Annotated in this window: 28 protein-coding genes and 1 pseudogene; 11 read left to right on the top strand and 18 right to left on the bottom strand. The window is 73.6% G+C overall.

Annotation, left to right across the window (positions count from 1 at the left end; all coding sequences use genetic code 11):
• Window positions 1–58 precede the first annotated feature (58 nt).
• From ELX43_RS04295 to ELX43_RS04270, 6 genes are read left to right on the top strand one after another with little or no spacing between them, the layout of a single operon-like run.
• Window positions 59–1,183, top strand: coding sequence for a hypothetical protein (locus tag ELX43_RS04295; protein ID WP_127782285.1), 1,125 nt, complete (start codon window positions 59–61; stop codon window positions 1,181–1,183).
• A 50-nt stretch (window positions 1,184–1,233) separates the two neighbouring features.
• Window positions 1,234–1,773: a DUF4190 domain-containing protein gene (locus tag ELX43_RS04290; protein ID WP_127782284.1), complete on the top strand. Its 540-nt coding sequence runs from the start codon at window positions 1,234–1,236 to the stop codon at window positions 1,771–1,773.
• A 13-nt stretch (window positions 1,774–1,786) separates the two neighbouring features.
• The gene (locus tag ELX43_RS04285; RefSeq protein WP_127782283.1) at window positions 1,787–2,146 is read left to right on the top strand and encodes a hypothetical protein; all 360 of its coding nucleotides are present in this window, start codon (window positions 1,787–1,789) and stop codon (window positions 2,144–2,146) included.
• A gap of 42 nt (window positions 2,147–2,188) precedes the next feature.
• On the top strand, window positions 2,189–3,487 hold the full coding sequence (locus tag ELX43_RS04280; protein WP_127782282.1) for a CBS domain-containing protein: 1,299 nt from the start codon (window positions 2,189–2,191) through the stop codon (window positions 3,485–3,487).
• The gene (locus ELX43_RS04275) at window positions 3,480–3,998 is read left to right on the top strand and encodes a DUF1003 domain-containing protein (protein ID WP_127782281.1); all 519 of its coding nucleotides are present in this window, start codon (window positions 3,480–3,482) and stop codon (window positions 3,996–3,998) included. Before ELX43_RS04280 ends, ELX43_RS04275 begins: the two co-directional genes overlap by 8 nt.
• A gap of 29 nt (window positions 3,999–4,027) precedes the next feature.
• Window positions 4,028–5,170: a P-loop NTPase gene (locus tag ELX43_RS04270; RefSeq protein WP_127782280.1), complete on the top strand. Its 1,143-nt coding sequence runs from the start codon at window positions 4,028–4,030 to the stop codon at window positions 5,168–5,170.
• Between the two features lie 73 nt (window positions 5,171–5,243).
• Here the strand turns inward: ELX43_RS04270 and tatB are convergent, their stop codons facing one another.
• The 4 genes and pseudogenes from tatB to sigE all read right to left on the bottom strand — a co-directional run bounded on the left by tatB (window position 5,244) and on the right by sigE (window position 8,685).
• The gene (tatB, locus tag ELX43_RS04265) at window positions 5,244–5,696 is read right to left on the bottom strand and encodes a Sec-independent protein translocase protein TatB (protein WP_127782279.1); all 453 of its coding nucleotides are present in this window, start codon (window positions 5,694–5,696) and stop codon (window positions 5,244–5,246) included.
• Between the two features lie 25 nt (window positions 5,697–5,721).
• A complete protein-coding gene (locus ELX43_RS04260) occupies window positions 5,722–7,146 on the bottom strand; it encodes a trypsin-like peptidase domain-containing protein (RefSeq protein WP_241249779.1) in 1,425 nt (474 codons plus the stop codon).
• A 562-nt stretch (window positions 7,147–7,708) separates the two neighbouring features.
• Window positions 7,709–7,966: pseudogene (locus tag ELX43_RS17900) on the bottom strand (zf-HC2 domain-containing protein); the annotation flags it as partial.
• Between the two features lie 89 nt (window positions 7,967–8,055).
• Window positions 8,056–8,685, bottom strand: a complete 630-nt coding sequence (sigE, locus tag ELX43_RS04250) for an RNA polymerase sigma factor SigE (RefSeq protein WP_127782276.1) — start codon at window positions 8,683–8,685, stop codon at window positions 8,056–8,058.
• Between the two features lie 238 nt (window positions 8,686–8,923).
• Between sigE and ELX43_RS04245 the strand changes: the two genes are divergently transcribed.
• Window positions 8,924–9,574, top strand: a complete 651-nt coding sequence (locus tag ELX43_RS04245) for an O-methyltransferase (protein ID WP_206518104.1) — start codon at window positions 8,924–8,926, stop codon at window positions 9,572–9,574.
• Between the two features lie 78 nt (window positions 9,575–9,652).
• On the opposite strand, the gene glgC is transcribed toward ELX43_RS04245, so the two are convergent.
• Window positions 9,653–10,876 carry a glucose-1-phosphate adenylyltransferase gene (glgC, locus tag ELX43_RS04240; protein WP_127782275.1) on the bottom strand — a complete coding sequence of 408 codons (1,224 nt, stop codon included), beginning with the start codon at window positions 10,874–10,876 and terminating at the stop codon, window positions 9,653–9,655.
• A gap of 95 nt (window positions 10,877–10,971) precedes the next feature.
• Between glgC and glgA the strand changes: the two genes are divergently transcribed.
• On the top strand, window positions 10,972–12,126 hold the full coding sequence (gene glgA / locus ELX43_RS04235) for a glycogen synthase (RefSeq protein ID WP_206518103.1): 1,155 nt from the start codon (window positions 10,972–10,974) through the stop codon (window positions 12,124–12,126).
• A 17-nt stretch (window positions 12,127–12,143) separates the two neighbouring features.
• Here glgA and ELX43_RS04230 read toward each other — a convergent pair whose 3' ends face one another.
• Both ELX43_RS04230 and ELX43_RS04225 read right to left on the bottom strand, forming a co-directional pair.
• Entirely contained in the window at window positions 12,144–13,019 is an 876-nt protein-coding gene (locus ELX43_RS04230) for a putative RNA methyltransferase (RefSeq protein ID WP_127782274.1), read from the bottom strand.
• Entirely contained in the window at window positions 13,009–14,259 is a 1,251-nt protein-coding gene (locus ELX43_RS04225) for an MFS transporter (RefSeq protein WP_127782273.1), read from the bottom strand. Before ELX43_RS04225 ends, ELX43_RS04230 begins: the two co-directional genes overlap by 11 nt.
• A 112-nt stretch (window positions 14,260–14,371) precedes the next feature.
• Here ELX43_RS04225 and ELX43_RS04220 point away from each other — a divergent pair, with 112 nt between their 5' ends.
• Entirely contained in the window at window positions 14,372–14,923 is a 552-nt protein-coding gene (locus ELX43_RS04220) for a sigma-70 family RNA polymerase sigma factor (protein WP_127782272.1), read from the top strand.
• Window positions 14,916–16,250 carry a VOC family protein gene (locus ELX43_RS04215; protein WP_241249778.1) on the top strand — a complete coding sequence of 445 codons (1,335 nt, stop codon included), beginning with the start codon at window positions 14,916–14,918 and terminating at the stop codon, window positions 16,248–16,250. Before ELX43_RS04220 ends, ELX43_RS04215 begins: the two co-directional genes overlap by 8 nt.
• Here ELX43_RS04215 and ELX43_RS17895 read toward each other — a convergent pair.
• From ELX43_RS17895 to dapE, 10 genes are all read right to left on the bottom strand, one after another.
• Window positions 16,232–17,752, bottom strand: a complete 1,521-nt coding sequence (locus ELX43_RS17895) for a leucyl aminopeptidase family protein (protein WP_241249765.1) — start codon at window positions 17,750–17,752, stop codon at window positions 16,232–16,234. The genes ELX43_RS04215 and ELX43_RS17895 overlap by 19 nt on opposite strands.
• A gap of 132 nt (window positions 17,753–17,884) precedes the next feature.
• Window positions 17,885–18,052, bottom strand: a complete 168-nt coding sequence (locus ELX43_RS04205) for a DUF3117 domain-containing protein (RefSeq protein ID WP_127782270.1) — start codon at window positions 18,050–18,052, stop codon at window positions 17,885–17,887.
• 171 nt (window positions 18,053–18,223) lie between these two features.
• Window positions 18,224–18,793, bottom strand: coding sequence for a DNA-3-methyladenine glycosylase I (locus ELX43_RS04200; RefSeq protein WP_277601725.1), 570 nt, complete (start codon window positions 18,791–18,793; stop codon window positions 18,224–18,226).
• 50 nt (window positions 18,794–18,843) lie between these two features.
• Window positions 18,844–19,311, bottom strand: a complete 468-nt coding sequence (locus ELX43_RS04195) for an SRPBCC family protein (protein WP_127782269.1) — start codon at window positions 19,309–19,311, stop codon at window positions 18,844–18,846.
• The gene (locus ELX43_RS04190) at window positions 19,308–19,649 is read right to left on the bottom strand and encodes a DivIVA domain-containing protein (protein WP_127782268.1); all 342 of its coding nucleotides are present in this window, start codon (window positions 19,647–19,649) and stop codon (window positions 19,308–19,310) included. The genes ELX43_RS04195 and ELX43_RS04190 overlap by 4 nt, the downstream gene beginning before the upstream one ends.
• Window positions 19,650–19,697: 48 nt before the next feature.
• The gene (locus tag ELX43_RS04185) at window positions 19,698–20,624 is read right to left on the bottom strand and encodes a glucosyl-3-phosphoglycerate synthase (protein WP_127782267.1); all 927 of its coding nucleotides are present in this window, start codon (window positions 20,622–20,624) and stop codon (window positions 19,698–19,700) included.
• Window positions 20,621–21,511: a dihydropteroate synthase gene (gene folP, locus ELX43_RS04180; RefSeq protein ID WP_127782266.1), complete on the bottom strand. Its 891-nt coding sequence runs from the start codon at window positions 21,509–21,511 to the stop codon at window positions 20,621–20,623. The genes ELX43_RS04185 and folP overlap by 4 nt, the downstream gene beginning before the upstream one ends.
• Before the next feature lie 8 nt (window positions 21,512–21,519).
• A complete protein-coding gene (locus ELX43_RS04175) occupies window positions 21,520–22,059 on the bottom strand; it encodes a TIGR00730 family Rossman fold protein (RefSeq protein ID WP_127782265.1) in 540 nt (179 codons plus the stop codon).
• Window positions 22,056–22,880, bottom strand: coding sequence for a TIGR00730 family Rossman fold protein (locus ELX43_RS04170; protein ID WP_127782264.1), 825 nt, complete (start codon window positions 22,878–22,880; stop codon window positions 22,056–22,058). Before ELX43_RS04170 ends, ELX43_RS04175 begins: the two co-directional genes overlap by 4 nt.
• Window positions 22,881–22,910: 30 nt before the next feature.
• Window positions 22,911–23,984, bottom strand: a complete 1,074-nt coding sequence (gene dapE / locus ELX43_RS04165; protein WP_127784663.1) for a succinyl-diaminopimelate desuccinylase — start codon at window positions 23,982–23,984, stop codon at window positions 22,911–22,913.
• A gap of 77 nt (window positions 23,985–24,061) precedes the next feature.
• Between dapE and dapD the strand changes: the two genes are divergently transcribed.
• A complete protein-coding gene (gene dapD, locus ELX43_RS04160) occupies window positions 24,062–25,009 on the top strand; it encodes a 2,3,4,5-tetrahydropyridine-2,6-dicarboxylate N-succinyltransferase (protein WP_241249858.1) in 948 nt (315 codons plus the stop codon).
• A gap of 105 nt (window positions 25,010–25,114) precedes the next feature.
• Here the strand turns inward: dapD and ELX43_RS04155 are convergent, their stop codons facing one another.
• Complete coding sequence (locus ELX43_RS04155) at window positions 25,115–25,630, bottom strand: DUF4333 domain-containing protein (RefSeq protein WP_127782262.1); 516 nt, start codon at window positions 25,628–25,630, stop codon at window positions 25,115–25,117.
• Window positions 25,631–25,804: the final 174 nt, after the last annotated feature.

Here is a 25,804-nt window from a genome sequence, read left to right as displayed (position 1 = left end):
GCGCGCCCTGCGGGGCTTCAACGCCGCGGGCGCCGCTGCCGGCGGTGGCGCCAGCCCCGTGGACGCGCCGTTCCTGCCCACCGACGGCAGCGCCGTGCGGGACACCATCGCACCGGGCCAGACCAAGTACTACGCCCTGCCCACCGCCGTGGACGACCGCCCGGAGACCTCCACCACCCTGGGCAACGACCAGCCCGCGACGGTGGCGGACAAGTCCTGCAAGGGCGAGCTGACCAGTGCCATCCTCAGCCCCAGCGCGAGCACGGTGGACAACGCGTCCAAGTCCTTCGACGGCCGGCAGTCGGTGACCGCGGTGAACAACCTCGGCGAGCGCACCAACGCGGTGCCCCCGCTGAGCAAGGACGCCTCGTACCCCAACCACGTCGCCGGCACCTGGTACCTCAAGGTCGAGCTCACCCGGCAGACCTGCTCCGGCGGCCAGCCTCCGCTGCCCCAGCGCGACTACCAGCTCCAGGTGAGCGTCAAGGGCCTCAGCGCCGCCTCGCCCGCCCCCGCCACCCCGCTGGTGGCCGGCAGCGCGTCCACCAACGCGCCCAGGCTTAGCCCCGCGACCCCGGTCCGCGACACCCTCCGCTTCGGCGAGACCGCCTGGTACGCCGTCGACGTGGCCAAGGGCCAGCGCCTGCGCGGGCTGGTGCTGGTGGGTGGCGACCCCTCCGCCGTGGACAACGCCTGCACGGGCTCCGGCACCGTCCAGCTCGTCAACGGCCGCGGCGACCGGGTGGACACCGACGTCTTCAGCTTCGACGGTCGCAAGCCCGCCGCGGCGGAGAGCGTCACCTCCAGCAACGAGGCCGTGGGGGAGACCAAGTCTGACTCCAGCAGCATCGCCGCGCCCGGCACCTACTACCTCACCGTCACCCTCGCCCAGGGCTCCTCCTGCACCGGCAAGCTGCCGGTGAGCGACCTGGAGTACCCGATCCGGGTGGAGGCCAGCACCGCCGCCTTCACCGCGCCCGTCACCGCCACCCCCACGCCCACCGCGGAGCCGGTCGCGGCCACCCCGGAGGCCGCCCCCGCCGAGCCCGACTCGGGCACCAGCCCGTGGTTGTGGGTCGCACTCGGCGTCATCCTGCTGGGGGCAGCAGCGGTGGCCCTCGTCGTGGTCCTCGTGCGCCGGTCCGCCGCCGCCGGCCACCAGGGTCCCGGACAGCCGTACTGATTGACCCCGACGACTAGACGCGCTCCGCCCGGAACTGCTGAACTGGACCGATGAGCACCCCACGCGGCGACGACACCCCGCCCAGCGATCCCTTCGCCAAGGCGCCCCGCCAGGACCCCTATGCGGGTGGCGGGCAGGACCCCTACGCCGGCGGGGGCTACCCGGAGCAGCAGCCCTACGCCCAGCCCGGTTACGGACAGCAGGAGTACGCCCAGCCCGGTTACGGAGAGCAGGAGTACGCCCAGCCTGCCTACGGGCAGGAGCACGGCCAGCAGTACGGGCAGTACGGCGCTGAGCCCTACGGCCAGCAGTACCCCGGCTACCCGCAAGCCGCCCGTACCAACGGGATGGCCATCGCCGCGCTGGTCACCGCGCTGGCCGCCCTCCCGGTGACTGGGGGGCTGCTGTCGTTCGTCGGAGCAATCCTCGGCCACGTGGCGATGAGCCAGATGAAGCGCACCGGCGAGGAGGGACGGGGCATGGCCCTCGCCGGCATCATCATCGGCTGGTCGGTCACCGCGCTCTGGGTGCTGTTCGCCGGGTTCATCATCCTCGTCGCCGTGGCCGCCTCCGACAGCTCCACCTACTAGACGGGTTGCCCCGGTGACCGCGACCGTCTCCAAGCCCCAGCTCGACGCCGCGCTGCGCAAGGCCGCGGCGGTGTGGGTGCAGCCCCAGGGCCACCCCAGCCGGCTGGTCTGGGGCGTGTGGTTCGCCCGCCCGCCGCTGGCGGGGTCGCTGCTGGTCGCCACCGGCGGCACCGAGCAGCAGGTCCCCGGCCTGGTCGACGGTGCTGAGGTGCAGGTGGTGGTGGCCGCTCCCGGCAGCCGCAGCCGCCTGGCCGAGATCTCGTGCACCGCCCGGCGCATCGAGCCCGACGCCGCCGCCGCCACGGCGCTGCGCACCGCCCGGCGCAACGGGGCGGCCCACTGGCACGAGGTGTTTCAGCTCCAGCTCGCCTGAGCGGGTCCGTGGCGTGCGGGGACCAGGCGATAACCTGGCCGCATGGCAGCCGTGAGCAAGGTCTTCGTCGCCCGGATGGCTGGGCTGCCCGTGCTGGGCCCCGACGGGGAGACCGTCGGCCGCGTGCGTGACGTGGTGATCACCATGCGCATCTCCCGGGAGCAGCCGCGCGTGCTGGGGCTGGTGGTCGAGCTGGCCACCCGACGACGCATCTTCGTGCCGATGCTGCGGGTCACCGCGATCGAGCCCACCTCCATCAACCTCAACACCGGCAACGTCAGCCTGCGCCGCTTCGTCCAGCGGCCCACCGAGGTGCTGGTGCTGGCCCAGGTGCTCGACTCCCCGGTGCAGGCGGAGTCCCCCGAGCTCACCGGCGACGTGGTGGTCACCGACGTCGCCATCGAGGCCACCCGCACCCGGGACTGGGTGGTGAGCAAGGTGGCGGTGCGCCCGCGCCGGGCCCGGCTGGGCCGCCGCGGCGCGGTGACCGTGGTCAGCTTCGACGAGGTGGAGGGGCTCACCCGCAAGGCCCTGGCGCAGCCGGGGCAGAACACCGACCACCTGATGGCCCAGTTCCAGGACATGCGCGCCGCCGACGTGGCGCACGCGCTGCGCGAGCTGCCCACCAAGCGGCGCATGGAGGTCGCCGAGGCCTTCGACGACGAGCGCCTGGCCGACGTGGTGCAGGAGCTGCCGGAGAAGGACCAGACCGAGCTGCTCATGCACCTCAAGCTGGAGCGCGCCGCCGACGTGCTGGAGGCGATGGACCCCGACGACGCCGCCGACCTGCTGGGCGAGCTGCCCGACAGCGAGGCCGAGGCGCTGCTGGGCCTGATGGACCCCGAGGAGTCCGAGCCGGTGCGCCGGCTGCTGCAGCACTCCCCCGACACCGCCGGCGGCATGATGACCCCGCAGCCGCTGGTGCTCACGCCCAACGCCACGGTGGCCGAGGCGCTCGCCCGGGCCCGCAACCCCGACCTCACCCCCGCTCTGGCCAGCATCATCTTTGTGGTGCGCCCGCCGACGGCCACGCCCACCGGCCGCTACCTCGGGTGCGTGCACCTGCAGCGCCTGCTCCGGGAACCGCCGGCCAACCTGGTGAGCGGGGTGCTGGACACCGGCCTGCCCACCCTCTCGCCCACCTCCACGCTGTCGGAGGTCACCCGCTTCTTCGCCACCTACAACCTGGTGTGCGGCCCGGTGGTGGACGAGGAGAACCACATGCTGGGCGCGGTGGCGGTGGACGACCTGCTCGACCACCTGCTGCCGGAGGACTGGCGCCTCACCGAGACCCACCTGACCCGGCCCGACCTGAACGCGGAGGGAGCTCGCCATGCCTGACACCTCCGCCGCCCGCCAGCGCCTGGGCACGCCGCGCGGCAGCCGGCGCTTCCAGCTCAACGTCGACCCCGACTCCGTCGGCCAGGTCGGCGAGCGCTTCGCCCGCTTCCTGGGCACCGGCCGCTACCTGGCCATCCAGACCGCCGTGGTGATCGTGTGGATCACCATCAACGTCGTCGCCGTGGCCTGGCGGTTCGACCCGTACCCGTTCATCCTGCTGAACCTGGCCTTCTCCACCCAGGCCGCCTACGCCGCCCCGCTGATCCTGCTGGCCCAGAACCGGCAGGAGAACCGGGACCGGGTCTCGCTCGAGGAGGACCGGCTGCGCGCAGCGCAGACCAAGGCCGACACCGAGTTCCTGGCCCGGGAGATCGCTGCGCTGCGCATCGCCATCGGCGAGGTGGCCACCCGCGACTACCTGCGGCGCGAGCTGGAGGACCTCAAGACGTTGCTCGTCGAGCACGACCTGGACGCCGGCACGGCCACGGCACCACAGGGCGAGCGGGCCTGAGCGCGGCGGGTTCGGCGCGTCCCCCTACCATGGCGCCAGTGGAACCCAGTGAAGACGCCATCCGTACCGCGCTCTCCCGTGTGAACGACCCCGAGATCCGCAAGCCCATCACCGAGCTGGGCATGGTCAAGGACATCGTGATCGGCCCCGATGGACGGGTCGACGTGGGCGTGTACCTCACCGTCGCCGGCTGCCCCATGCGCAGCGAGATCATCGATCGGGTGACCACCGCGGTCGCCGACGTCCCTGGCGTGGGCGCGGTGAACGTGGAGCTGTCGGTGATGGACGACGCCCAGCGCACCGAGCTGCGCAAGAACCTGCGCGGCGACTCCGCCGACCCGGTCATCCCGTTCGCCCAGCCGGGCTCGCTCACCCGGGTCTACGCGGTGGCCTCCGGCAAGGGCGGCGTGGGCAAGTCCAGCGTGACGGTGAACCTGGCTGCGGCGATGGCCGCCAAGGGCCTGTCCGTGGGCGTGCTGGACGCCGACATCTACGGCCACTCCATCCCCCGCATGATGGGCACCGACGCCGCGCCCACCCAGGTGGAGAAGATGATCATGCCCCCGCAGTCGCACGGGGTGAAGCTGATCTCCATCGCCCAGTTCACCCCGGGCAACGCCCCGGTGGTGTGGCGCGGACCCATGCTGCACCGCGCGCTGCAGCAGTTCCTGGCCGACGTGTTCTGGGGTGACCTGGACGTGCTGCTGCTGGACCTGCCGCCGGGCACCGGTGACGTGGCCATCTCGGTGGCCCAGCTCATCCCGGGGGCGGAGATCCTGGTGGTCACCACCCCGCAGCAGGCTGCCGCCGAGGTGGCCGAGCGAGCCGGCGCCATCGCGCTGCAGACCCGCCAGCGCCTGGCCGGCGTGGTGGAGAACATGTCGTGGCTGGAGCTGCCCGACGGCACCCGGATGGACGTCTTCGGCTCCGGCGGCGGGGCCGCGGTGGCCGAGCGGCTCACCCAGGCCGTGGGTGCCGACGTCCCGCTGCTGGGTCAGATCCCGCTGGAGACCCGGGTGCGTGAGGCCGGCGACGCCGGAGTGCCCATCGTGCTCAGCGCGCCGGACTCCCCCGCCGCGATCGCGCTCCAGTCGGTGGCGGACAAGCTGTCCCGCCGGGCCCGTGGGCTGGCCGGGATGTCGCTGAACGTGAGCCCGTCCCGCAGCGCCTGACACCAGCGCGTCCCGCCGGCACGCTGCTGGCCAGCCAACCCCGCGCCACCTGAGCCGCGCCTCGTGCGTGGGCTCAGGTGGCGTCGGCGTCGTAGGGCGGCCGCTCGTCCCTGGCCAGCGGCGCGGGGCGGGTCTCCGGGTTCACCCGGGTCTTGGTCAGGTCTGCGCCGGGCTTGGTCATGTCCACCGCGCCCCGGGCGTCCTGCACGGCCTCGGTGACCTGACCGGCCGGGGAGCTCGGCCCGAACAGGAACGACTCGTCGCCGTCGAAGAGGTGCTTGGTGATGGCGGTGCGGGGGTTGAGGTTGCGCAGCTCCTGCAGGTCGGCCAGCGGCTTGCGCAGATCGTCGAACTCCGGGCCCAGCTCGTCCTTGAGCTGGTCACGCGCACCGGTGGCGTACTCGCGGACCTGCTTGAGGGTGCGGGCCAGCCAGGCTGCCGCCGACGGCAGGCGCTCCGGGCCGAGGATGAACAGGCCTGCGACCGCCAGGACGGCGAACTCGGCCCAGCCGATGTTTCCGAACACGGGCTCAGCCTACGGCCCGACGGGCTCAGTCGGAGTCCGGAGTGACCTGGATGTCGATGGTGCGACCGGCCCGCACCACGCGCAGGGGCACCGGCTCGCCGATGGTCCGCTCCTGGATGGCCACGGTGAGCTCCTCGGCGCCGGCGATGGTGCGGTCGCCCACCTGGACGATGACGTCGCCCTCGGCCAGCCCGGCCCGCGCGGCGGCGCTGCCGTCCTGCACGTTGGCCACCGCGGCCCCGTCGGTGGAGCCGTCGGTCACCGAGCGGACGTTCACCCCGATGGTGGGGTGGCGCATCGATCCGGTGCGGATGATCTCCTGAGCCACGGCCGTCACCTGGTCCACGGGGATGGCGAAGCCCAGGCCGATGGAACCACCGGAGTCCCCGCCGGAGGTCCGGATGGCGGAGTTGATCCCCACCACCCGACCCTCGTAGTCCACCAGCGGACCGCCAGAGTTGCCGGGGTTGATGGCGGCGTCGGTCTGCAGCGCGTCGATCACCGCGTCAGTGTCGGTGCCGTCGCCGGACAACCGCACCGGACGCTGCTTGGCGCTGATGATGCCGGTGGTGACGGTGCCGGCCAGGCCCAGCGGAGAGCCGATGGCGATCACCGGGTCGCCGACGTTGAGCTGGTTGGAGCGGCCCAGCTGCGCCACCGTGAGGTTGGGGGTGGTGGCGCGCAGCACGGCCAGGTCGGTCTTGGTGTCGCGACCGACGATCTGCGCCCGCTGCCGGGTTCCGTCGGAGAACACCACGTCCAGGGTGGCCCCGGAGGGGTTGGTGGCCGCCTGGGAAATGACGTGGTTGTTGGTGACGATGTAGCCGCCGCCGTCGATGACCACGCCGGACCCGCTGCCACCGGTGTCCCCGGCACGGACCTCCACCGACACCACCGAGGGCAGCACGGCGGCAGCCGTCGCCGCCACTCCGTTGGCCGGCGGTGCCGCGCCGTCGTCGACCTGGGCCAGGGTGACGTTGGCGTCGGTGAGCGCGGAGGTGACGTCGGCGGTGCCGCGCCCGACGAGGCCGCCGATCGCTCCCACCGCCAGCGCCAGGACCACCAGCGCGGCCAGGGCGCTCGGGCGGACCCGGGAGCCCAGCAGCAGCTCACGGGCACCCAGCTTCGCCGTGGGCGGGCCAGGTTCGGCCTCCGGCTCGGTGTCCTCGCCAAGAGCCGGTGGCCCGGGGCGCGCACCGGAGCGGGCGTCGCGCCAGGGGTCGCTCTCCGCCAGCTCGGTGGGCCCGACGGTCTCCGGGGCCCCGCGCTGCAGGCTCGCCTGCGCGCCGGGGGGACGGCCGAACGCCTGGGCCAGCGCCGGGTCAGGCGGCGGGGCGGACACCATCCGCGGGTCGCGACGGCGCTGGGCGGCGCCAGCGAAGGAACCAGCCACGCCGTGGGGGCGGCCGAAGACCTGGGCCTGCTGCGGGTCGATCGGGGGACGCTGCACGCGGCGCGGCTGGAGGCGCGGCGGCTGGCTCCCCTCGGGACCGCGCTCGCCCGCACGAGGGGAGCTCACGCCCGGTTCGGTCATGTTCGGCGGATACCCCTCATCGGTGTCGACGGCGTCCGGGCGCCCTTGCAGAGTCCCGTGGCAGCCAGGATAGGGGGCTAGCCTGCCCGACCTACGGTGAAGTCCGCGTCTGCCCTGCCCAGGAGGTGGCGCTGACGCTGGCGCCGATCGCGCGTGCGGGGACCTTGGCCGACTGCAGGGTCGCGCCCACCACGGTCGGCGAGCTGCTGGCCCGCGGGGTCGGCGCGCTGCGGGGTCCGGCAGCAGGAGAAGTCACCACCATGGTGAGCGCGCCCACCGCCAGCGCGGACACCGTGGCCACGGCCAGCGGAACCGCGCCCCGGTTGCTGCGGCGCGGCGGGGGGGTGCTGCGCCGACCAGGGCTGCGCTCTCGGGTGACCTGCTGCTGGGGAACCTGGCGCTGGGGAACCTGGCGCTGGGCGACCTGCTGGGGACGGGTGCGCTGCTGGCTCTGCGGTATCCCGCACAGCAGGCTCTGCAGCCCGGCCGGCACCGCCAGCGGGGCGGCGGAGCGCACCGCTGAGCGCGCACGCTGCTGGCCGTCCACCTCGGCCGCGCACTCCGGGCACGTGCCCAGGTGGGCAGCGGCACGCTGGTGAGCGGTCATGGTCAGCTCGCCGTCGACGTAGGCCACGACGGCCTCGGAGGCGAGGTGCTCGGTCGAGGATCGGCCGGCGGAGGCCCATGCGCTGCGCAAGCGGCTCGCGCCGCGAGAGCCGGGGGCGTCCTGGCTCATCCGCAACCTCCTCAGTGCTGTCTCTCGCTGCTTCTCTGGTCGTGCTCGGTGCTCTCACGACCCCGTGCCCGGGCCGAGCGGAGCCACGCTCAACCGGCGGCTGCCGAGTACGCGCCCATCCTGCCCTTGCGCTCCAGGGCGGCCCGCAGCGCTTGCCGGCCCCGGTGGATCCGGCTGCGCACCGTCCCCATCTTCACCCCCAGCGTTGCCCCAATCTCCTCGTATGACAACCCTTCGATGTCACAGAGCACCACGGCGGCCCGGAACTCGGGCGGGAGGGCGTCCAGCGCCTCCTGCAGGTCGGAGTCGAAGTGGGCGGAGGCGAACGCCTGCTCGGGGCTGGGCTCGTCGCCGGGAACCCGGTCGTAGTCCTCCGGGAGGGCCTCCATGCGCACGCGGTTGCGGCGGCGGACCATGTCCAGGAAGAGGTTGGTGGTGATGCGGTGCAGCCAGCCCTCGAACGTGCCCGGCTGGAAGCTGGACAGCGAGCGGAACACCCGGATGAAGGTCTCCTGGGTGAGGTCCTCCGCATCGTGCTGGTTGCCCGAGAGCCGGTAGGCCAGCCGGTAAACCCGGTCGGCGTGGTCGCGCACCACCTCGTCCCAGGTGGGCAGGACCCACTCGGTGTCCTCGGGGCTGAAGCCGGCAACGTGGGCGGTCGCAGCCGGCGAGCTGTCAGTGGACGGGAGGTCCTGGCGGCGTTCGCTGGCGGGTGTCATGTGGTGGTGGCTGCCTCCGGTCAGTGCCTGGGGCCGTGTCGTGGACACCAGGCGTTCTGTTCAACACACATGAGGTTCGCGCTGTTCCGCTCGACCGGTTCGCCTCATGCCTGCGTCGAAGCCTCGAGCATTCCCGCTCCGGGTGAGACGACGATGAGAACCACCTGTGCGACACCTGAGAGTGGCGATGACAGCGCGCCTACACCTCTTGACCGCACCGTGACGATAACCTCGCTAGGTGACTTCTAGCGTGCCACCGAACCCAGCCGAGCGCACCTTTGCCCACGTGGAGAGCTCCGTCGTGGAGGACGAGGTGCTGCACTCGGCCCGGGAGCGCGCCGAGGACCTTGGCGCCAAGCCCGTGACAGCCTCGGCAGGCGCCACCTTGTCCTTCCTCGCCAGCGTCATGGCGGCCCGCACCGTGGTGGAGGTCGGCACCGGAACCGGGGTCAGCGGGCTGTGGCTGCTGCGCGGCATGCGCCCCGACGGCGTGCTCACCACCATCGACATCGAGCCGGAGCACCAGCGCGCCGCGCGCCGGGCGTTCAGCGACGCCGGCTTGTCCTCGCACCGCTTCCGGCTGATCAACGGTCGCGCGCTCGAGGTGCTGCCGCGCCTCACCGACGGCGGCTACGACCTGGTGTTCGTGGACGCCGCTCCGGCCGACCACCCGCGCTACCTGGCCGAGGCGACCCGCCTGCTCCGTCCGGGCGGCGTGGTGGTGCTGCACGGCTCGCTGGCCGGGGGCCGCATCGCCGACCCGGCCCAGCGTGACCCGGCCACCGTGGCCCTGCGCGAGACAGAGCGCCTGATCGCCGAGGACGACCGCTTCGTCTCGGTCCTGCTGCCCGTGGGCGAGGGCCTGCAGGCCGCGATGCTCACCAGCTAGCCGGCTCCACCCCGCTTCCGACCACGGCTGAGCGCACCCACGGGGCGCGCTCAGCCGTCGTCGTTCAGCCGTGGTCGTTCAGCCGTGGTCGACGCGCAAGCCCTTGCCCACCACCACGATGCCGCCGGGGCTGACGGTGTAGCGCTGCCTGTCGTGCTCGTGGTCCACCCCGATGATCACGCCCGGGTCGACCACCACGTTCTTGTCCAGGATCGCGTTGCGCACCACCGCGCCCCGGCCGATCCGCACGCCGGGCATCAGCACGCTGCCGTCCACGCTGGCGCCCTCACTGACCACCACGTCCGAGCTGAGCACCGAGTTGCGCACGGTCGCACCGGAGATGATGCTGCCGGCACCCACGATGGACTCCTGGGCCAGGCCACCGTGCACGAACTTGGCGGGGGGCCGCATGTCCGTGGCCGAGCGGATCGGCCAGCGCTGGTTGTAGAGGTTGAACACCGGGTGCACCGACACCAGGTCCATGTGCGCGTCGTAGAAGGCGTCCACCGTCCCCACGTCGCGCCAGTAGCCGCGGTCGCGCTCGGTGGCCCCGGGCACCACGTTGTCGGCGAAGTCGTAGACGTGCGCGAGGCCCGCCTCCACCAGGGCCGGGATGATGTCCCCGCCCATGTCGTGGTCGGAGCCGTCCTGGCCGGCGTCGGCGTGGATGGCCTTGAGCAGCACCTCGGTGGAGAACACGTAGTTGCCCATGGAGGCGAAGGTGACGTCCGGGTCGTCGGCGGTCCCCGGCGGGTCCACCGGCTTCTCCAGGAAGCGGGTGATCTTGCCGTCGGCGTCGGCGTCGATGCAGCCGAAGGCGTGGGCCTCGCTGCGCGGCACCCTGATGCCCGCCACGGTGACGCCCGCGCCGGACTCGATGTGGCGCGCCACCATCTGCTCGGGATCCATCCGGTAGACGTGGTCGGCGCCGAACACCACCACGTGCTCCGGGCGCTCGTCGTCCACCAGGTTCCAGGACTGGTAGATGGCGTCGGCGCTGCCGGTGTACCAGCGCGGCCCGAGGCGCTGCTGGGCAGGCACCGGGGCGATGTACTCACCGGTGAGACCGGACAGCCGCCAGGTCTGGGCGATGTGCCGGTCCAACGAGTGCGACTTGTACTGCGTGAGCACGCAGATCCGGGTGTAGCCGGCGTTCACCATGTTGGAGAGCACGAAGTCGATCAGTCGGTAGGCACCCCCGAACGGCACCGCGGGCTTGGCCCGATCTGCAGTGAGGGGGTAGAGACGCTTGCCCTCACCACCCGCAAGGACGATCCCGAGCACGTTCGGCTGACTACGCACAGCGCAAATCTAGCCGTTCCGCCCGCTTCGAGCCACACGGCGTCCACCCACGGTGCGGCGTGGCGTCTCGGCGGCGAGACGATACGGTTCGTGGTGTGCGAGTAGCTGTGTTGACCAAGGAGTACCCGCCCGAGGTGTACGGCGGGGCCGGCGTGCACGTCACCGAGCTGGTGACCCAGCTCCGGGCGCTGTGCGAGGTGGACGTGCACTGCATCGGCGCCCCACGCCCTGGGGCCGTCGCGCACTCCCCTGCGCCCGAGCTGGCCGGCGCCAACCCCGCCCTGGCCACCCTGTCGGCGGACCTCTCCATCGTCAACGCCGTGGCGGGAGCCGACCTGGTGCACTCCCACACCTGGTACACCGGCATGGCCGGCCACCTCTCGGCGCTGCTGCACGGGGTGCCGCACGTGCTCACCGCGCACTCCCTGGAGCCGCGCCGCCCGTGGAAGGCCGAGCAGCTCGGTGGCGGCTACCGCGTCTCCTCCTGGGTGGAGCGCACCGCCATGGAGCACGCCGACGCCGTGATCGCCGTGAGTGAGGGCATGCGCGCGGACGTGCTCGCCTGCTACACGTCCCTGGCGCCGGAACGGGTGCACGTGGTGCGCAACGGCATCGACACCGAGGCGTACCACCCTGGCGCGGGCACCGAGGTGCTCGAGCGCCTGGGCGTGGACCCGGACCGGCCGGTGGTGGTGTTCGTCGGCCGCATCACCCGGCAGAAGGGCGTGGGCCACCTGGTGGCGGCCGCCCACCACCTGCACCCCGACGCCCAGCTGGTGCTCTGCGCCGGCGCACCGGACACCCCTGAGCTGGCCACCGAGATCGAGCAGGCCGTCACCGAGCTGTCCGCCACCCGCAGCGGGGTGTTCTGGGTGCGGGAGATGCTGCCCGCCGGCGACGTGCGCGAGCTGCTGGCAGCGGCCACGGTGTTCGTCTGTCCCTCGGTGTACGAGCCGCTGGGCATCGTGAACCTGGAGGCGATGGCCTGTGGCACCGCGGTGGTGGCCTCCGACGTGGGCGGCATCCCCGAGGTGGTCGACGACGGGCGCACCGGCCTGCTGGTGCACCACGACGCCGCCGACCCGGAGGCGTTCCGCCGCGACCTGGCCGCGGCGGTGAACGAGCTGGTCGCCGACCCCGCCCGTGCGGCCAGGATGGGTGCCGCCGGCCGCGAGCGGGCCATCGCCGAGTTCTCCTGGGCGTCCATCGCCGAGCAGACCCTGGCCGTGTACCGGACTGTGCTGCAGTAGCCCCTAGCTCCCAACCCCTAGCCGTGCTGCGGGGCGGCGCTGCCCACCCGCACCAGCGGCTGGTACACCGAGACCACGGTGGACGCGGTCACGGTCAGCGGGTCCTCCAGCCCCGCCACCCGCTCCGCCAGCTCCGCGACGCTGGTGTGGAAGGCCGACGGCCCCATGCCCACCAGGTCCTGCACGTCCTGGTGGCGCAGCGTCATCGTGAACTCGAGCATGGTGTGGCGGCGCCGGGCGAAGTAGCCCTGCATCGCCTGCTCCAGCCGCTCCGGCTTGCGCTCGTCCACGTGCAGCAGCCCCAGCGGCCCCACCAGCTCGGCCAGGTGGTTCGGGGTGGGGGTGACCACCACCAGCGACCCGTCGTCGGTGAGCGCGCGGTGCAGCTCGCCCGCGCTGCGCGGGGCGAACACCGTCAGCGCCACCGACACCGCGGCGTCGGCCACGGGCAGCTGGCGCCAGGCGTCGGCCAGCACCGAGCCGGCCCGGGGGTGCGCCCGAGCCGCCACCTTCGCGGCCGCCTTGGAGGCGTCCACCGCCACCCCGCAGGCCGCCGGCGCCTGCTCCAGCGCCGCGGCCAGGTAGTGGCCGGTGCCCGCCCCGACGTCGAGCACGCAGCCACCGGGGTGGCGCTGCTGCACCCGTGCCACCTCGCCGGCCACGGCGTCCATGATCGGCTGGTAGTGCCCGGCGTCGAGGAAGCGAGCGCGGGCGGCGACCATCGCGGCGCTGTCGCCGGTGGCGGCCTGGCCCCCACCGGTCAGCAGGGCCACGTAGCCCTGGCGGGCGAGGTCGAAGCTGTGCCCGGCCGGGCAGCGCAGCGCCGGCCCCACCTGCTCCAGGGATTGCGTGCAGTGCGGACAGGCGAGCACGGCAACGACGTCAGGGAGCACCGGCCCAGTCTCTCACCGGCCGTGGCCGCACCAGTCGGGCCGCCGCCCCCACGCACGCCAGCGCCAAAACCAGGAAGCCGAGCACCACCACCGTCAGCGCGGTCCAGCCGTGGTCGGTGAAGGGCACCCCCACCGCCCAGCCGCCGACGCTCGAGCCCGCGTAGTAGGCGCACAGGTACAGCCCCGACGCCTGGGCCCGGGCCCGCCCCTGCGCCCGGGCGGCCACCCAGCCGCTGGCGGTGGCGTGCGCGGCGAAGAACCCGCCGGTCATCAGCACCAGCCCCACCAGCACCGCGGGCAGCGCCGCCACCAGCATGAGGAGCACGCCCAGCAGGGTCACCACGATCCACCCCGCCAGCACCGCGGGGCGGCCCAGGCGCACGGTCATCCGCCCGGCCAGCGGGGCGGTGAGCGAGCCGACGGCGTAGGCCAGGAACAGCAGCGCCACCAGGGCCGGCGCCACGTCGAAGGGCTCGTCGGTGAGCCGGAAGCCGAGGTAGTTGTAGACCCCGACGAAGGTGCCCATGAGCAGGGCGGCGACGGCGTACATCCAGCGCAGCGCGGGGTCGGCGAGCGCGGCCCCCACCCCGCCGAGCAGCGGCCGCAGCCGCAACGGCTGCGGCCGGAAGCGCCGCGAGGCGGGCAGCAGCACCACGATGGCCACCGTGCAGACCACCGCGACCGCGGCGTTGGCCGCCAGCCCCACCCGCCAGGTGCTCACGTCCGCGACCAGTCCGGACACCAGGCGCCCCGTCATGCCGCCGATGCTGTTGCCCGCGATGTAGAGGCCCATCGCCCCGCCCAGCGCCCTGGCGGACATCTCCTCGCCCAGGTAGGCCATCGCCGTGGCCGGCAGCCCGGCGAGCGCCACGCCCTGCACGGCTCGCATGCCCAGCAGCGTGCCGAAGCTGGGGGCCAGCGGCAGCAGCACGCCGACCACCGCGGCCACCCCCAGCGCCAGCAGCATGGTGCGGCGCCGGCCCACCGCCTCCGACAGCGTGGCCAGCGGCAGCACCGCCAGCGCCAGGGCGCCGGTGGCGACGGAGACGCTGAGGCTGGCCTGGGTGGGCGAGAGCGCGAGGTCCGCGCCGAGCTGGGGCAGCACGGCCTGGGTGTCGTAGAGCAGGCCGAAGGTGGCCACGCCCGCCAGGAAGAGGGCCAGGGAGATGCGCCGGTAGTCGCCGGTGCCCGCCTCGACGGGGTCCGGGAGGTCGGTCCCGCGGCCCAGCGTCGACGTCATGCCTGCACGGTAGGAGCCCCAAACTCGTTAGTCCACCTCAGCACCTTGGGGCAGGGCAGAAAACAGCGCTCCGGGGTGTCGGAACCTGGCCGTCCGGGACGACTATCAGGGCATGGGTGGCGGCACAGGTGCGTCGACGGCAGCGGGCACGGCCCTGCTGGCGCTCTACGACGAGGCGCTGCCCCACGTCTACGGCTACCTGGTGTCGCGCTGCGGGCAGCGGGGCCTGGCCGAGGACCTCACCTCGGAGACGTTCCTCGCCGCGGTGGAGGCCACCCGCAAGCCTTCCGGTGCGCCGGCCCCGCTGACGCAGGCGTGGCTGATCGGCGTGGCCCGGCACAAGCTCGCCGACCACTGGCGCAGGCAGCAGCGCCTGCGCGAGCACCAGCAGAGCACCACGGTGGACCTGGCCGAGGACCTGACCGACGACCCCTGGGACGCCCAGCTGGACCGCCTGCTCGCCCGGCAGACCCTGCGGGGGCTGAGCCCCGCGCACCAGGCTGCGCTCACTCTCCGCTACGTGGACGACCTCCCCGTGCAACAGTGCGCCGCCGTCCTCGACCGCACCGTGCACGCCACCGAGGCGCTGCTGGTCCGTGCCCGCCGGGCCTTTCGCGCTGCCTATCCCGCCGCTGCCACCGGAGAGGAGGGACCCCGTGCCTGACCCACGCCGCCCGGACCGCAGCAGCGGAGCCGACCCGTTCGACGCCCTGGCCACCCCGATCGACGCGCTGTCCCCCGACCCGGACTTCGCCACCGCGCTGCGCGACCGCGTCGCCGCTGCCCTCGCCCGCCCGCAAGGAGCCACCATGTCCGACTCGTCCGAGCTCGACCTGTCCCCCGACCCCCGCGTGGAGGAGATGCTGGAGCCGTCGCTGGACCGGCGCGCCGAGGGCTTTCCCCGCCCCGGGGCGCTGCCGTACCTCACCGTGCGCGGCGCCCAGTCGGCCATCGACTTCTACGTCGAGGCGTTCGGTGCCCGACTGGTCGGCGAGCCCATCCGCATGCCCGACGGCCGCATCGGCCACAGCGAGCTGGCCATGGGCGGCGGCGTCGTCTACCTGGCCGAGGAGTACCCGGAGCTGGGCCTGCGCGCTCCGCAGGCCGGTGCGACGTCGGTGAGCCTGATGCTCCCGGTGGCCGACGCCGACGCGGCCCTGGCCCGCGCCCTGCGGGCCGGCGCCACGCTCGAGCGCCCGCCCAGCGACAACCACGGCCGGCGCGGCGCCGTGCTGGTGGACCCGTTCGGCCACCGGTGGATGCTCAGCGCCCCGGTCCCCACCCGTCGCTCCCCCACCGAGCCGGTGCACCAGGGCGACATCGTCGCCGTCACCTGGCGCACGCCCGACGCCGAGCGGGCGGAGCGGTTCTACCGCGCCGTCCTGGGCTGGAGCTTCTCCGCCACCGCCCCGCGGGTGCGCAACGTGACCCGAGCGCACGAGGTGGAGGGCGGCCACGACACCAGCGCCCTGTACTGCTGCTTCGCCGTGGACGACGTGCAGGTCGCCGTGCGCACGGTCCGTGCCGCCGGCGGCACGGCCGAGGCCCCCGAGCACACCCCGGGTGGGCTGGTGGCCCGGTGCACCGACGTGCAGGGCACCCCGTTCGCCGTGCAGGAGCAGTCCTCGCGCGAGGATCGCCCACCGTTGACCGGCACCGTCACCGGAGACCTCTGCTACGTCACCTTCCGGCCACGCGGGAGCTCCGCGCCGGTGCGGGACTTCTACCGCAGGGTGCTCGGCTGGACGCTCGTCCCTGGTCAGGCGCCGGACGGCTGGGAACCGGTGGGCGTGCACCCCATGGCCGGGATGGCCGGCGGCGGGGACGGCGCCACGGTGCCCATGTGGAAGGCCGTGGACGTGCCGGCCGCGGTGGACCGGGTGCGCGCCGCCGGGGGAACGGTGGTCGCCGGCCCCGAGCGCCAGCCCTACGGCGTCACCGCAGAGTGCCTGGACGACCAGGGTGGGCGGTTCTACCTGGGCGACGTCTGAAGCAGCCGCGGGCGGCTGGCGGTCGGCGCCATGGCCCGCACCAGCTCCACCAGGGTGCGGGCGGCGAAGCCGGTGGCCACCGGTGCCACCTCGTCGTAGCCCTGCTCCGCGCGCGCCGGGCCGGCGATGTCCAGGTGCGCCCACGGCAGCCCGGCGGTGAACTCTCGCAGGAACAGCGCCGCGGTGATGCCACCCGGCCCGGGCGGACCCTGTCGCAGGTCGGCGATGTCGCTCACCACCGCCTCGGCGTGGTCGGCCAGCAGCGGCATCCGCCACCACTGCTCCCCCACCCGGGCGCCGGCCGTGCTGATCTGCTGGGCCAGCTCGTCGGTGGTGGCGAACAGCCCGCCGGTGCGCAGCCCGAGCGCCACCTTCATGGCGCCGGTGAGCGTGGCGACATCCACCATCGCGTCGGGGCTGAGCGTGTCCACGGCGTAGGCCAGCGCATCGGCCAGCACCATGCGGCCCTCCGCGTCGGTGTTGCTCACCTCGGTGGTGCGCCCGCCGTAGTGGGTGACCACGTCGCCAGGACGGTAGGCCGAGCCCGAGACGTGGTTCTCCGCGCAGGGCACCAGCCCACTCACCCGGATGGGCAGCTCCAGCTCGGCCACTGCACGCAGTGCCGCGATCACCGCAGCGCCACCGGACATGTCCGTCTTCATCAGGTGCATGCCCTCGGCGGGCTTGATGGAGATGCCACCGGTGTCGAAGGTGATGCCCTTGCCCACCAGCACCACGTGGGTGGTGGCACCGGCCGGCTGCCAGCTCAGCTCCAGCAGCCGCGGCGGGCGCGAGGACCCACCACCGACGGCGAGCACTCCACCGAAGCCGTTGTCGGCCAACCACCGCTCGTCGCGGACGATGGCCTGCAACCCGCTCACCTCGGTGCACGCCCGCTCCGCGGTCTCCGCCAGCCACTGCGGGCTCTTCACGTCCGAGGGCATCCCGGCCAGGTCGCGGGCCAGGGCAGTGGCCCGGCCCAGCACCGAGCCCAGGCGCACGGCGTCGCGCAGCTCGTAAGTGGCGGTGGTGATGAGGGCGACCGAGCCCAGCCGCGGCCCGTGGTCGCTGCCGGTGACGCGCAGCTGGTGGCTGCCGAGCACCAGGCCGGTGACCAGCGCGCTCACCTGCTGCGGGTCGACGGTGGGGGGAAGCCACAGCTGCAGCGCCGCGCCGTGCCCGGCGCTGCCGGTGCGGGCGAGGCGGTCGTCGACTGCCCGCACCAGCCGGGCCCCCGCCGTGCGCCAGGCCCGCTCGTCGGCGTCGCCGGTGCCGAGCAGCCAGAAGTGGTCGGTGTCGGCTCCGGGCAGGGCCACCACCTTGGTGGCGCCGGCGTCGGCGGTGAAGCCCAGCTGCGCCAGCACCGTCGAGTCCTGCCGCGGCAGGTCGCCACCCTCGCCCACCACGACCGTGCCCGCGTCGCCGGGAGTGCAGGTGACCACCTGGGGCACCCCGTCCTCGGCGGCGCCGACCAGCTCCACCTGGACCAGGTCGGTGGGCACACGGGGATGGACGCTGGGAGGCACTGCTGCACGACCTTTCACCGGAGAACATGCACCGGACGACGCGGGACCCCACGGCCGTGCTCGACCGGGGGCCCCGTACGCGTGGCGAGCCGCTTGGCCCGTCAGGATCTAGCTGGTCACGCCCTTGAGCTCGTCACCGAGGGCTGAGGCCTCGTCGGGCGTCAGCTCGACGACCAGTCGGCCGCCGCCCTCGAGCGGAACGCGCATCACGATGCCCCGCCCCTCCTTGGTCGCCTCGAGGGGTCCGTCTCCGGTCCTGGGCTTCATGGCCGCCATCGTGTGCCCTCCGCATCGTTGCTGGCCTGCTGTGTACCGGCCGCCGCTGTCCTACCGTCCCATTGTCCCCTATTGGTGCGCTGGTGGGTAACTGAGGCCGCACGGCGCGGCGCGGCGCGGCGTGTGCACCACACCGCCCAGGAGCAGCCGGACCGGGCCCGGTCGCCCGGGTCAGGCGTCCCGGGGCTGCCAGCGGGGGTCGGCGAGCCAGCAGCCGGGGTGGTGGTCGTTGACCATGCCCACCGCCTGCATGAGGCTGTGCGCGGTGGTCGGTCCGACGAAGCGGAAGCCGCGCCGCTTGAGCTCCTTGGCCATGGCCACCGACTCCGGCGAGGTGGCGCGTGGGGTCCAGGTGGTCGGGTCCCAGGACTGGTCCGCACCTGTCGGCGCCGGCGCGAACGACCACAGCAGCGCGTCCAGGTCGTCCACGTCCAGCACCGCCCTGGCGTTGCTCACGGTGGCCTCGATCTTGGCCCGGTTGCGCACGATGGACGCGTCGGCCAGCAGCCGCTGCACGTCGGCGTCGCCGAAGCCGGCCACCCGCTCCGGGTCGAACCCGGCGAACGCCCGCCGGAAGTCCTCCCGCTTGCGCAGCACCGTGATCCAGGACAGTCCGGCCTGGAACGCCTCCAGGCACAGCCGCTCGTAGAGCGCGTCGCGGCCGTGCACCACCCGGCCCCACTCCTCGTCGTGGTAGCGGCGGTAGATCTCCGGCGCCTGCCCCCACGAGCAGCGCCGCACCCCGTCCTCGCCCTGCACCGACCCGGCGGGCAGCACCAGCGGATGCTCGCTCACCCTGGGCCCGCCTCTCCTGGGCCCTCGCAGCGCCGGGCCAGCCGCCGCAGCGACAACCGCACCCCGGCGGCGAAGGGCGCGCGAACCAGCGGCCACCCCAGCGCGCCGAGCACCCCGAGGGGCAGGTCGAGCTCCTCGCGCCACACCACGGTGCACTCGTGGGCACTGCGGGGCACCACGGCGAACACGCCGGCTCCGCGGACCACCCGGCCGGTGTGGTCGACCACGCAGCGTCGCGGCGGGTCCCACTCGGTGATCACCATGGTGTCCAGGAAACCCAGCGGCCCCGCACCGCTGAAGGCCACGAGCTGCGAGCCCACGCCGCGCCCGTCACCAGCGCTCACCCGTACCCGGGTGCCCAGCATCCACTCGTGCTGGCTCGGCCAGTCCACCAGCGCGTCCCACACCTTCTGCGCCGGGGCGGCCACGTCCTGGTGCAGCTGCAGGGCGGTCCGCGTGCTCACTCGCGCTCCGCCGCAGCGTCGCGGCTGCCGCCCTCGCGCCGGTCGCCGGCACCGCTGGGGCGGACCTGCGCGAGCTCGGCGCGCAGCTGGTCGACCTCGCCCGCGAGCCGGGCCAGCGCCCAGTCCACCTCGGCGGCCTTGTACCCGCGCAGCACCTGCTGGAACCGCAGCGCCCGCACGTCGTCGCCGCGGACGTCGTGCTCGGGCAGCTCGGTGACGGTGCGCCCCGGCGGCAGCGGCGCCAGCTCCTCACCGCGGCCGAACACCGTGGCGGCCACCCAGAAGAGCACCCCGGCGACGACCACCATGACCAGCAGGTAGATCAGCGCGGTACCCATGCTCCGATGATCGCACGGGCGCTGCCGCCCCGGGCTGGCGCTGGCGGGCTAGCGCTGCTGGGCGAGCACCTCGCGCATGGGTGGGCGGTCGGCGAGCGCCACCTCGTGGCCCACGCCGTGCCACTGATGCTCGCGCTGCTCGAACTGGGTGAGCCCGTGCCCGGTGTCGGCCACCCCGCAGCGGCGCAGCGCGGTGCCCAGGATCTGCCTGCTCATCACACCCAGCTCCAGCAGCGAGCGGTTGCGGTGCTTGCGGACGCCGAGGTTGACCTGGGCGATGGCGTCGAGCCCGCAGCGGGCGTAGGTGTCCAGCAGCAGCCCGATCTCCACGCCGTAGCCGGGGGCGAAGGGCACGCTCTCCAGCAGCTCCCGGGTGGCGGCGTACTCCCCGCCCAGCGGCTGCACCACCCCGCTCAGCTCCGGGCGCAGCGCGGCCAGCAGCGGGCGCGCCATCAGCTCGGTGACGCGGCCGCCGCCGGACTCGCTGTGCTCGCCCTCCACCCGCAGCGGCCGGCGGTAGAAGCCCTTGACCAGGGCGGTGCCCGGCCGGGTGAGCAGCGGCCCGAGCAGCGCGGGCACGAAGCCGGGGTCGGTCTCCACCAGGTCGGAGTCCAGGAACACCACCAGGTCGCCAGTGGTGGCCGCGAGCGAGCGCCACAGCACCTCGCCCTTGCCCGGCACCGGGTCGACGCCGGGCAGGGCCTGCTCGCGGCTGACCACCCGGGCCCCCGCCGCGGCTGCCCGGGTGGCGGTGGCGTCGGTGGAGCCGGAGTCCAGCACCACCAGCTCGTCCACCAGCGTGCCCAGCAACGGGTGCACGGCAGCCACCACCGCGGCCACCGTCTCCTCCTCGTCCAGCGCGGGCAGCACCACCGACACCGTCCGTCCGGCCTTGGCGGCCACCAGCTCGGCAGCGGTCCACGGCGGCTCGTGCCAGGTGTGGGTGGTGAACCAGCCCGGCTCCGGCGCGCTCACGCCAGGCCCCGGGTGGTGCGGGCCGGCGGGCGCTGCCCAGCGATGGCCGCCACCATCTCCACCACGCGGCGGGTGGCACGCACCTCGTGGGCGCGGAAGACCCTGGCCCCGGCCGCGGCGGCCAGCGCGGTGGCGGCCAGGGTGCCCTCCAGCCGCTCGGTGAGCCCCACGCCCAGGGTCTCGCCGATGAAGTCCTTGTTGGACAGCGCCATCAGCACCGGCCACCCGGTGGCGACGAGCTCGTCGGTGCGGCGCAGCAGCTCCAGGCCGTGGAAGGTGTTCTTGCCGAAGTCGTGCGTGGGGTCGACCAGGATCGAGCCGGGATCGACCCCCAGCTCCTGGGCCCGGCGAGCCTGGGCGGAGACGTCGGCGATGACGTCAGCCACCACGTCGGCGTAGTGCACCCGGTGCGGACGGGTGCGCGGGCGGGCGCCGCCGGTGTGCGAGCAGACCAGCCCGGCGCCGTGCTCGGCGGCCACCTCGGCCAGGTGCGGGTCGTAGCCGGCCCAGGTGTCGTTGACCAGGTCGGCCCCCGCCTGGCAGGCCAGCCGGCCGACCTCGGCCCGCCAGGTGTCCACGCTGATCACCACGTCCGGGTGCCGCTCGCGCACCCGCTCGACGAAGGGCACCACGCGGCGCGCCTCCTCGGCTGTGTCCACCAGCACGCCGGGGCCGGCCTTCACCCCGCCCACGTCCAGGATGTCGGCACCCTCGGCCACCGCGCGATCAGCCGCGGCGAGGGCGGCGTCGTCGGCGAAGTGGGCGCCGCGGTCGTAGAAGGAGTCGGGCGTGCGGTTGAGGATCGCCATCACCAGCGCGCGGTCAGCTGGCACCCGACGTCCGCAGAACCTGGTGGTCGGGGCTCCGGTGGTCGGCACAGGGGTCATCGACACCCTCAGGCTCGGGGCGCGCAGGCCTGCAGCGCGGTCTGCGCGTCGCGGGTGATGACCAGGTGGTCCAGGCCGCGCTGGGACACGAAGCCGGCCGGCATGCTCCGCAGCCAGCTGAGCAGCCCGTCGTAGTGGCCGGTCGGGTCCAGCAGCACCACCGGGCGGTCGTGCATGCCCAGGTAGCCCGAGGTCCACACCTCGAACAGCTCCTCCAGCGTGCCCAGCCCACCGGGCAGGGCCAGGAAGGCGTCGGCGCGCTCGTCCATCAGCCGCTTGCGCTCGCGCATGGTGTCGGTGACCAGCAGCTCGTCGGCGGCGGCGTCGGCGTGCTCGGCGGCCATCAGCGCCTTCGGGATCACCCCCACGGTGGGCCCACCGCCGCGGCGAGTGGCCCGGGCGAGGGCGCCCATCATCGAGGTGTTCCCGCCACCCCACACCAGGCCCCAGCCGCGGGCGGCGATGCCGGTCCCCACCTGCTCGGCGAGGTCGAGGTAGCTGGGGTCGACCGGCCCGGAGGCGCAGTAGCCGGCCACGAACCGGGTCACGACTGCAGTCCGCTGGGCAGGTCGTCGGCGGAACCGGGCTCGTCCAGGTGCCGGGTGGTCAGCGCGCCGGTGCGCCGGGACTCCACGATGATGTCCACCACCTCGTCCACGTCGTCGGTGCAGTGCAGCAGGCTCATGTCGACCTCGGAGATGTTGCCCGCGGCCAGCACCGAGCTGCGGATCCAGTCGATCAGGCCCGACCAGTAGCTGGTGCCGAACATGATGATCGGGAACCGGGTGATCTTGCGGGTCTGCACCAGCGTGAGGGCCTCGAACAGCTCGTCCAGCGTGCCGAAGCCGCCGGGCAGGCAGACGAAGGCCTGGGAGTACTTCACGAACATGGTCTTGCGGGCGAAGAAGTACCGGAAGTTGATGCCCAGGTCGACCCACTGGTTGAGCTGCTGCTCGAACGGGAGCTCGATGCCCAGGCCGATGGAGCTGCCGCTGGCGTCGCAGGCTCCGCGGTTGGCCGCGGCCATCACGCCCGGGCCGCCGCCGGTGATCACCGCGTACCCGGCGGTGGCCAGCGCCTTGCCGATGGCGCGGCCCTGGGCGTACACCGGGTCGTCCTCGGGGGTGCGGGCGGAGCCGAACACGGTGACCGCGCTGGGCACCTCGGCGAGCGCGCCGAAGCCCTCCACGAACTCGCTCTGGATGCGCAGCACCCGCCACGGGTCGGTGTGCACCCAGTCGCTGGGGCCGCGGTGGTCCAGCAGGCGCTGGTCGGTGGTGCTGAGGTCGTTGTTGCGCTCACCGCGCACCTGCACCGGCCCGCGGTTGCGCACCCCGCGGGGCCCTGCCCCGTGATCCTCTGCTGCCATGGGGAAAGGGTAGCCAGGTGCCACCACGCGCTAGGTCAGGTAGGCCCGCAGCACGTCGGCACAGCGGGTGATCTGCTCCACGGGCACGTGCTCGTCCCGCTTGTGCGCCAGGTTGGGGTCACCCGCGCCGTAGTTCACCGCGGGCACCCCGAGTGCGGCGAAGCGGGAGACGTCGGTCCAGCCCAGCTTGGCCTGCGCCACGCCCCCGGCGGAGGTGACGAACTCGGCGGCGGCGGGTGCGGCCAGCCCGGGCAGCGCACCGGCGGCGGAGTCGGTCACCTCGAAGCCGAGGCCGTCGATGCCGGCGAACACCGCGCGGACGTGGTCCTCGGCCTGGGCCTGGCTGCGGTCGGGGGCGAAGCGGAAGTTCACGTCCACCTCGCAGCGGTCGGGCACCACGTTGCCGGCCACGCCGCCGCTGATGCGCACCGCCTGCAGGCCCTCGCGGTACAGGCAGCCGTCGATGTCCACCTGGCGGGCCGAGTAGGCGGCCAGGCGGTCGAGCACCGGCGCCATCGCGTGCACCGCGTTGCTGCCCAGCCACGAGCGGGCCGAGTGTGCCCGCGTGCCGGTGGTGCTCAGCCGCACCCGCATGGTGCCCTGGCAGCCGGCCTCCACCGTGCCGTCGGTGGGCTCGCCCAGGATGGCCAGGTCGCCCACCAGCCACTCCGGCAGCTCCCGCTCGATGCGGCCGAGGCCGTTGTGCACGGCCGCGATCTCCTCGCAGTCGTAGAACACCAGGGTGACGTCGCGGGCGGGCTCGGGCACGGTGGCCGCCAGGTGCAGGAACACCGCGTCGGTGGACTTCATGTCCACGGTGCCGCAGCCGTGCAGGAGGTTGCCCTCGCGGCGGCTGGGCACGTTGTCGGCGATGGGCACGGTGTCCAGGTGCCCGGCCAGCACCACCCGGCTGGGTCGGCCCAGCTGGGTGCGGGCCAGCACGGTGTTGCCGCTGCGCACGATCTCCAGGTGCCCGGCCTGGCTGCGCAGCGCCTGCTCGACGGCGTCGGCCAGGACGCTCTCCTGCTGGGAGACGCTGGGGATGTCCACCAGCACGGCCGCGAGGTCCACGGGGTCGGAGCTGAGATCGAGAGCGGGAGTCACGTCACGGGGAGCCACCCATGCAGGTTATCGGTGCGCCGGTAGCGTTGTGCGGCGTGAGCACACAACTGGAGCCCGGCGTGACCGGAGCACAAGCAGACGGAGTGGCCAGCGTCCTCGCCGACGGGACCGTGCTGGACGTGTGGTTCCCGCAGCCGCAGCTGGGCGCGCACCAGGCGTCCGCGAGCGCCCGGCTCACCGCCGAGGAGCTCGACCCCGCCCTGGCCGCGATGCTGGGCACCGACGAGGCCCGCGGCGTCGAGGTGATGGGGGTGCGCACCACCATCGCCGACCTCAGCGCCGCGCCGATCGACGCGCGCGACGTCTACCTGCGCCTGCACCTGCTCTCCCACCGCCTGGTGCAGCCGCACGGAGTGAACCTGGACGGCCAGTTCGGGCTGCTGTCCAACGTGGTCTGGACCAACCACGGCCCCTGCGCGGTGGAGGGCTTCGAGCTCACCCGCGCCCGGCTGCGCGCCCGCGGCCCGGTCACCGTCTACAGCGTGGACAAGTTCCCGCGCATGGTCGACTACGTGGTCCCCTCCGGGGTGCGCATCGGCGACGCCGACCGCGTCCGGCTGGGGGCGCACCTGGCCGCCGGCACCACCGTGATGCACGAGGGCTTCGTGAACTTCAACGCCGGCACCCTGGGCTCCTCCATGGTGGAGGGCCGCATCTCCGCCGGCGTCGTGGTGGACGACGGCTCCGACGTGGGCGGCGGCGCGTCGATCATGGGCACCCTCTCCGGCGGCGGCACGGAGACCATCTCCCTGGGCAAGCGCTGCCTGCTGGGCGCCAACTCCGGCATCGGCATCTCCCTGGGCGACGACTGCGTGGTGGAGGCCGGCCTGTACGTCACCGCCGGCACCAAGGTCACCGGCCCGGACGGCACCGCGGTGAAGGCGCGCGAGCTGTCCGGGCAGAACGGGATGCTGCTGCGGCGCAACTCCGTCACCGGTGCGGTGGAGGTGGTGGCCCGGGAGGGCTCCGGCGTGGCGCTGAACGAGGCCCTGCACGCCAACGACTAGGCAGCCGCACGAGCGGCGCACCTGACGCACAGACAGCACCGCCCGGACGCACGTCGCGTCCGGGCGGTGCTGTCTGCGCTCGAGGTGGGCGCGGCGTCCGGTCCGCTACTTGGGCTCGATGTCGAAGAGCGCGGTGTTGCCGCTGACCGAGGTCACCCGGAGCCCAACCTCGACGTTCGTCTCGCCCCGCACCGTGCAGGTCATGGTCTCGCCGACCTCAGCCTTCAGGTCACCCGGGCAGGTCACCGAATCGGGGGTGCCCAGCCCGTTGGCCGCGAACTGCTGGCTGATCTGGGACTCCACGGAGTCGCGGTCCACCATCTTGGCGCCGCGCACTCCGACGAGCACGATCGCCAGCACGCTGAGCGCGAGAAAAACGAATCCCAGGATGACGGCGACGGTGGCGAGGGTGCGGCCCTTCTGCCCGGTGCGCTTGGTCTGCGCGCGCCCGACGAAGCCGAGCACGATGCCCACCGGGGAGAACACGAACGCGAAGACCATCGCGAGGATCGCCACGGTGTTGGTGCCGGGGGGAACCGGCGCCTGGCCCTGGTGGGACGGGAACGGCTGCGCCTGCGGCGGAGGGGGGAACGCGCCAGGGGTACCCGAGCTAGTGGTCATGAAAGCCTTCCAGGGCAGGGCTGCTCAAGACCCCACGACGGCCCGAGCAGCAACGACGCAGGGACGAGGTGCCCGTGCAGCGCACAGTAACTGCCATGTGCCGCTCTGTGTCAAGCAAGACTCTTCTGAAGTCTTGCCCGATCATGAAGCGCCGCAACGACACTGCCGCTGCGC

The organism is Rhodococcus sp. X156, assembly GCF_004006015.1.
Lineage (GTDB): Bacteria > Actinomycetota > Actinomycetes > Mycobacteriales > Mycobacteriaceae > X156.
The sequence above is the reverse complement of the archived record's forward strand: the minus strand, read 5'-3'. Positions and strand labels throughout refer to the sequence as shown.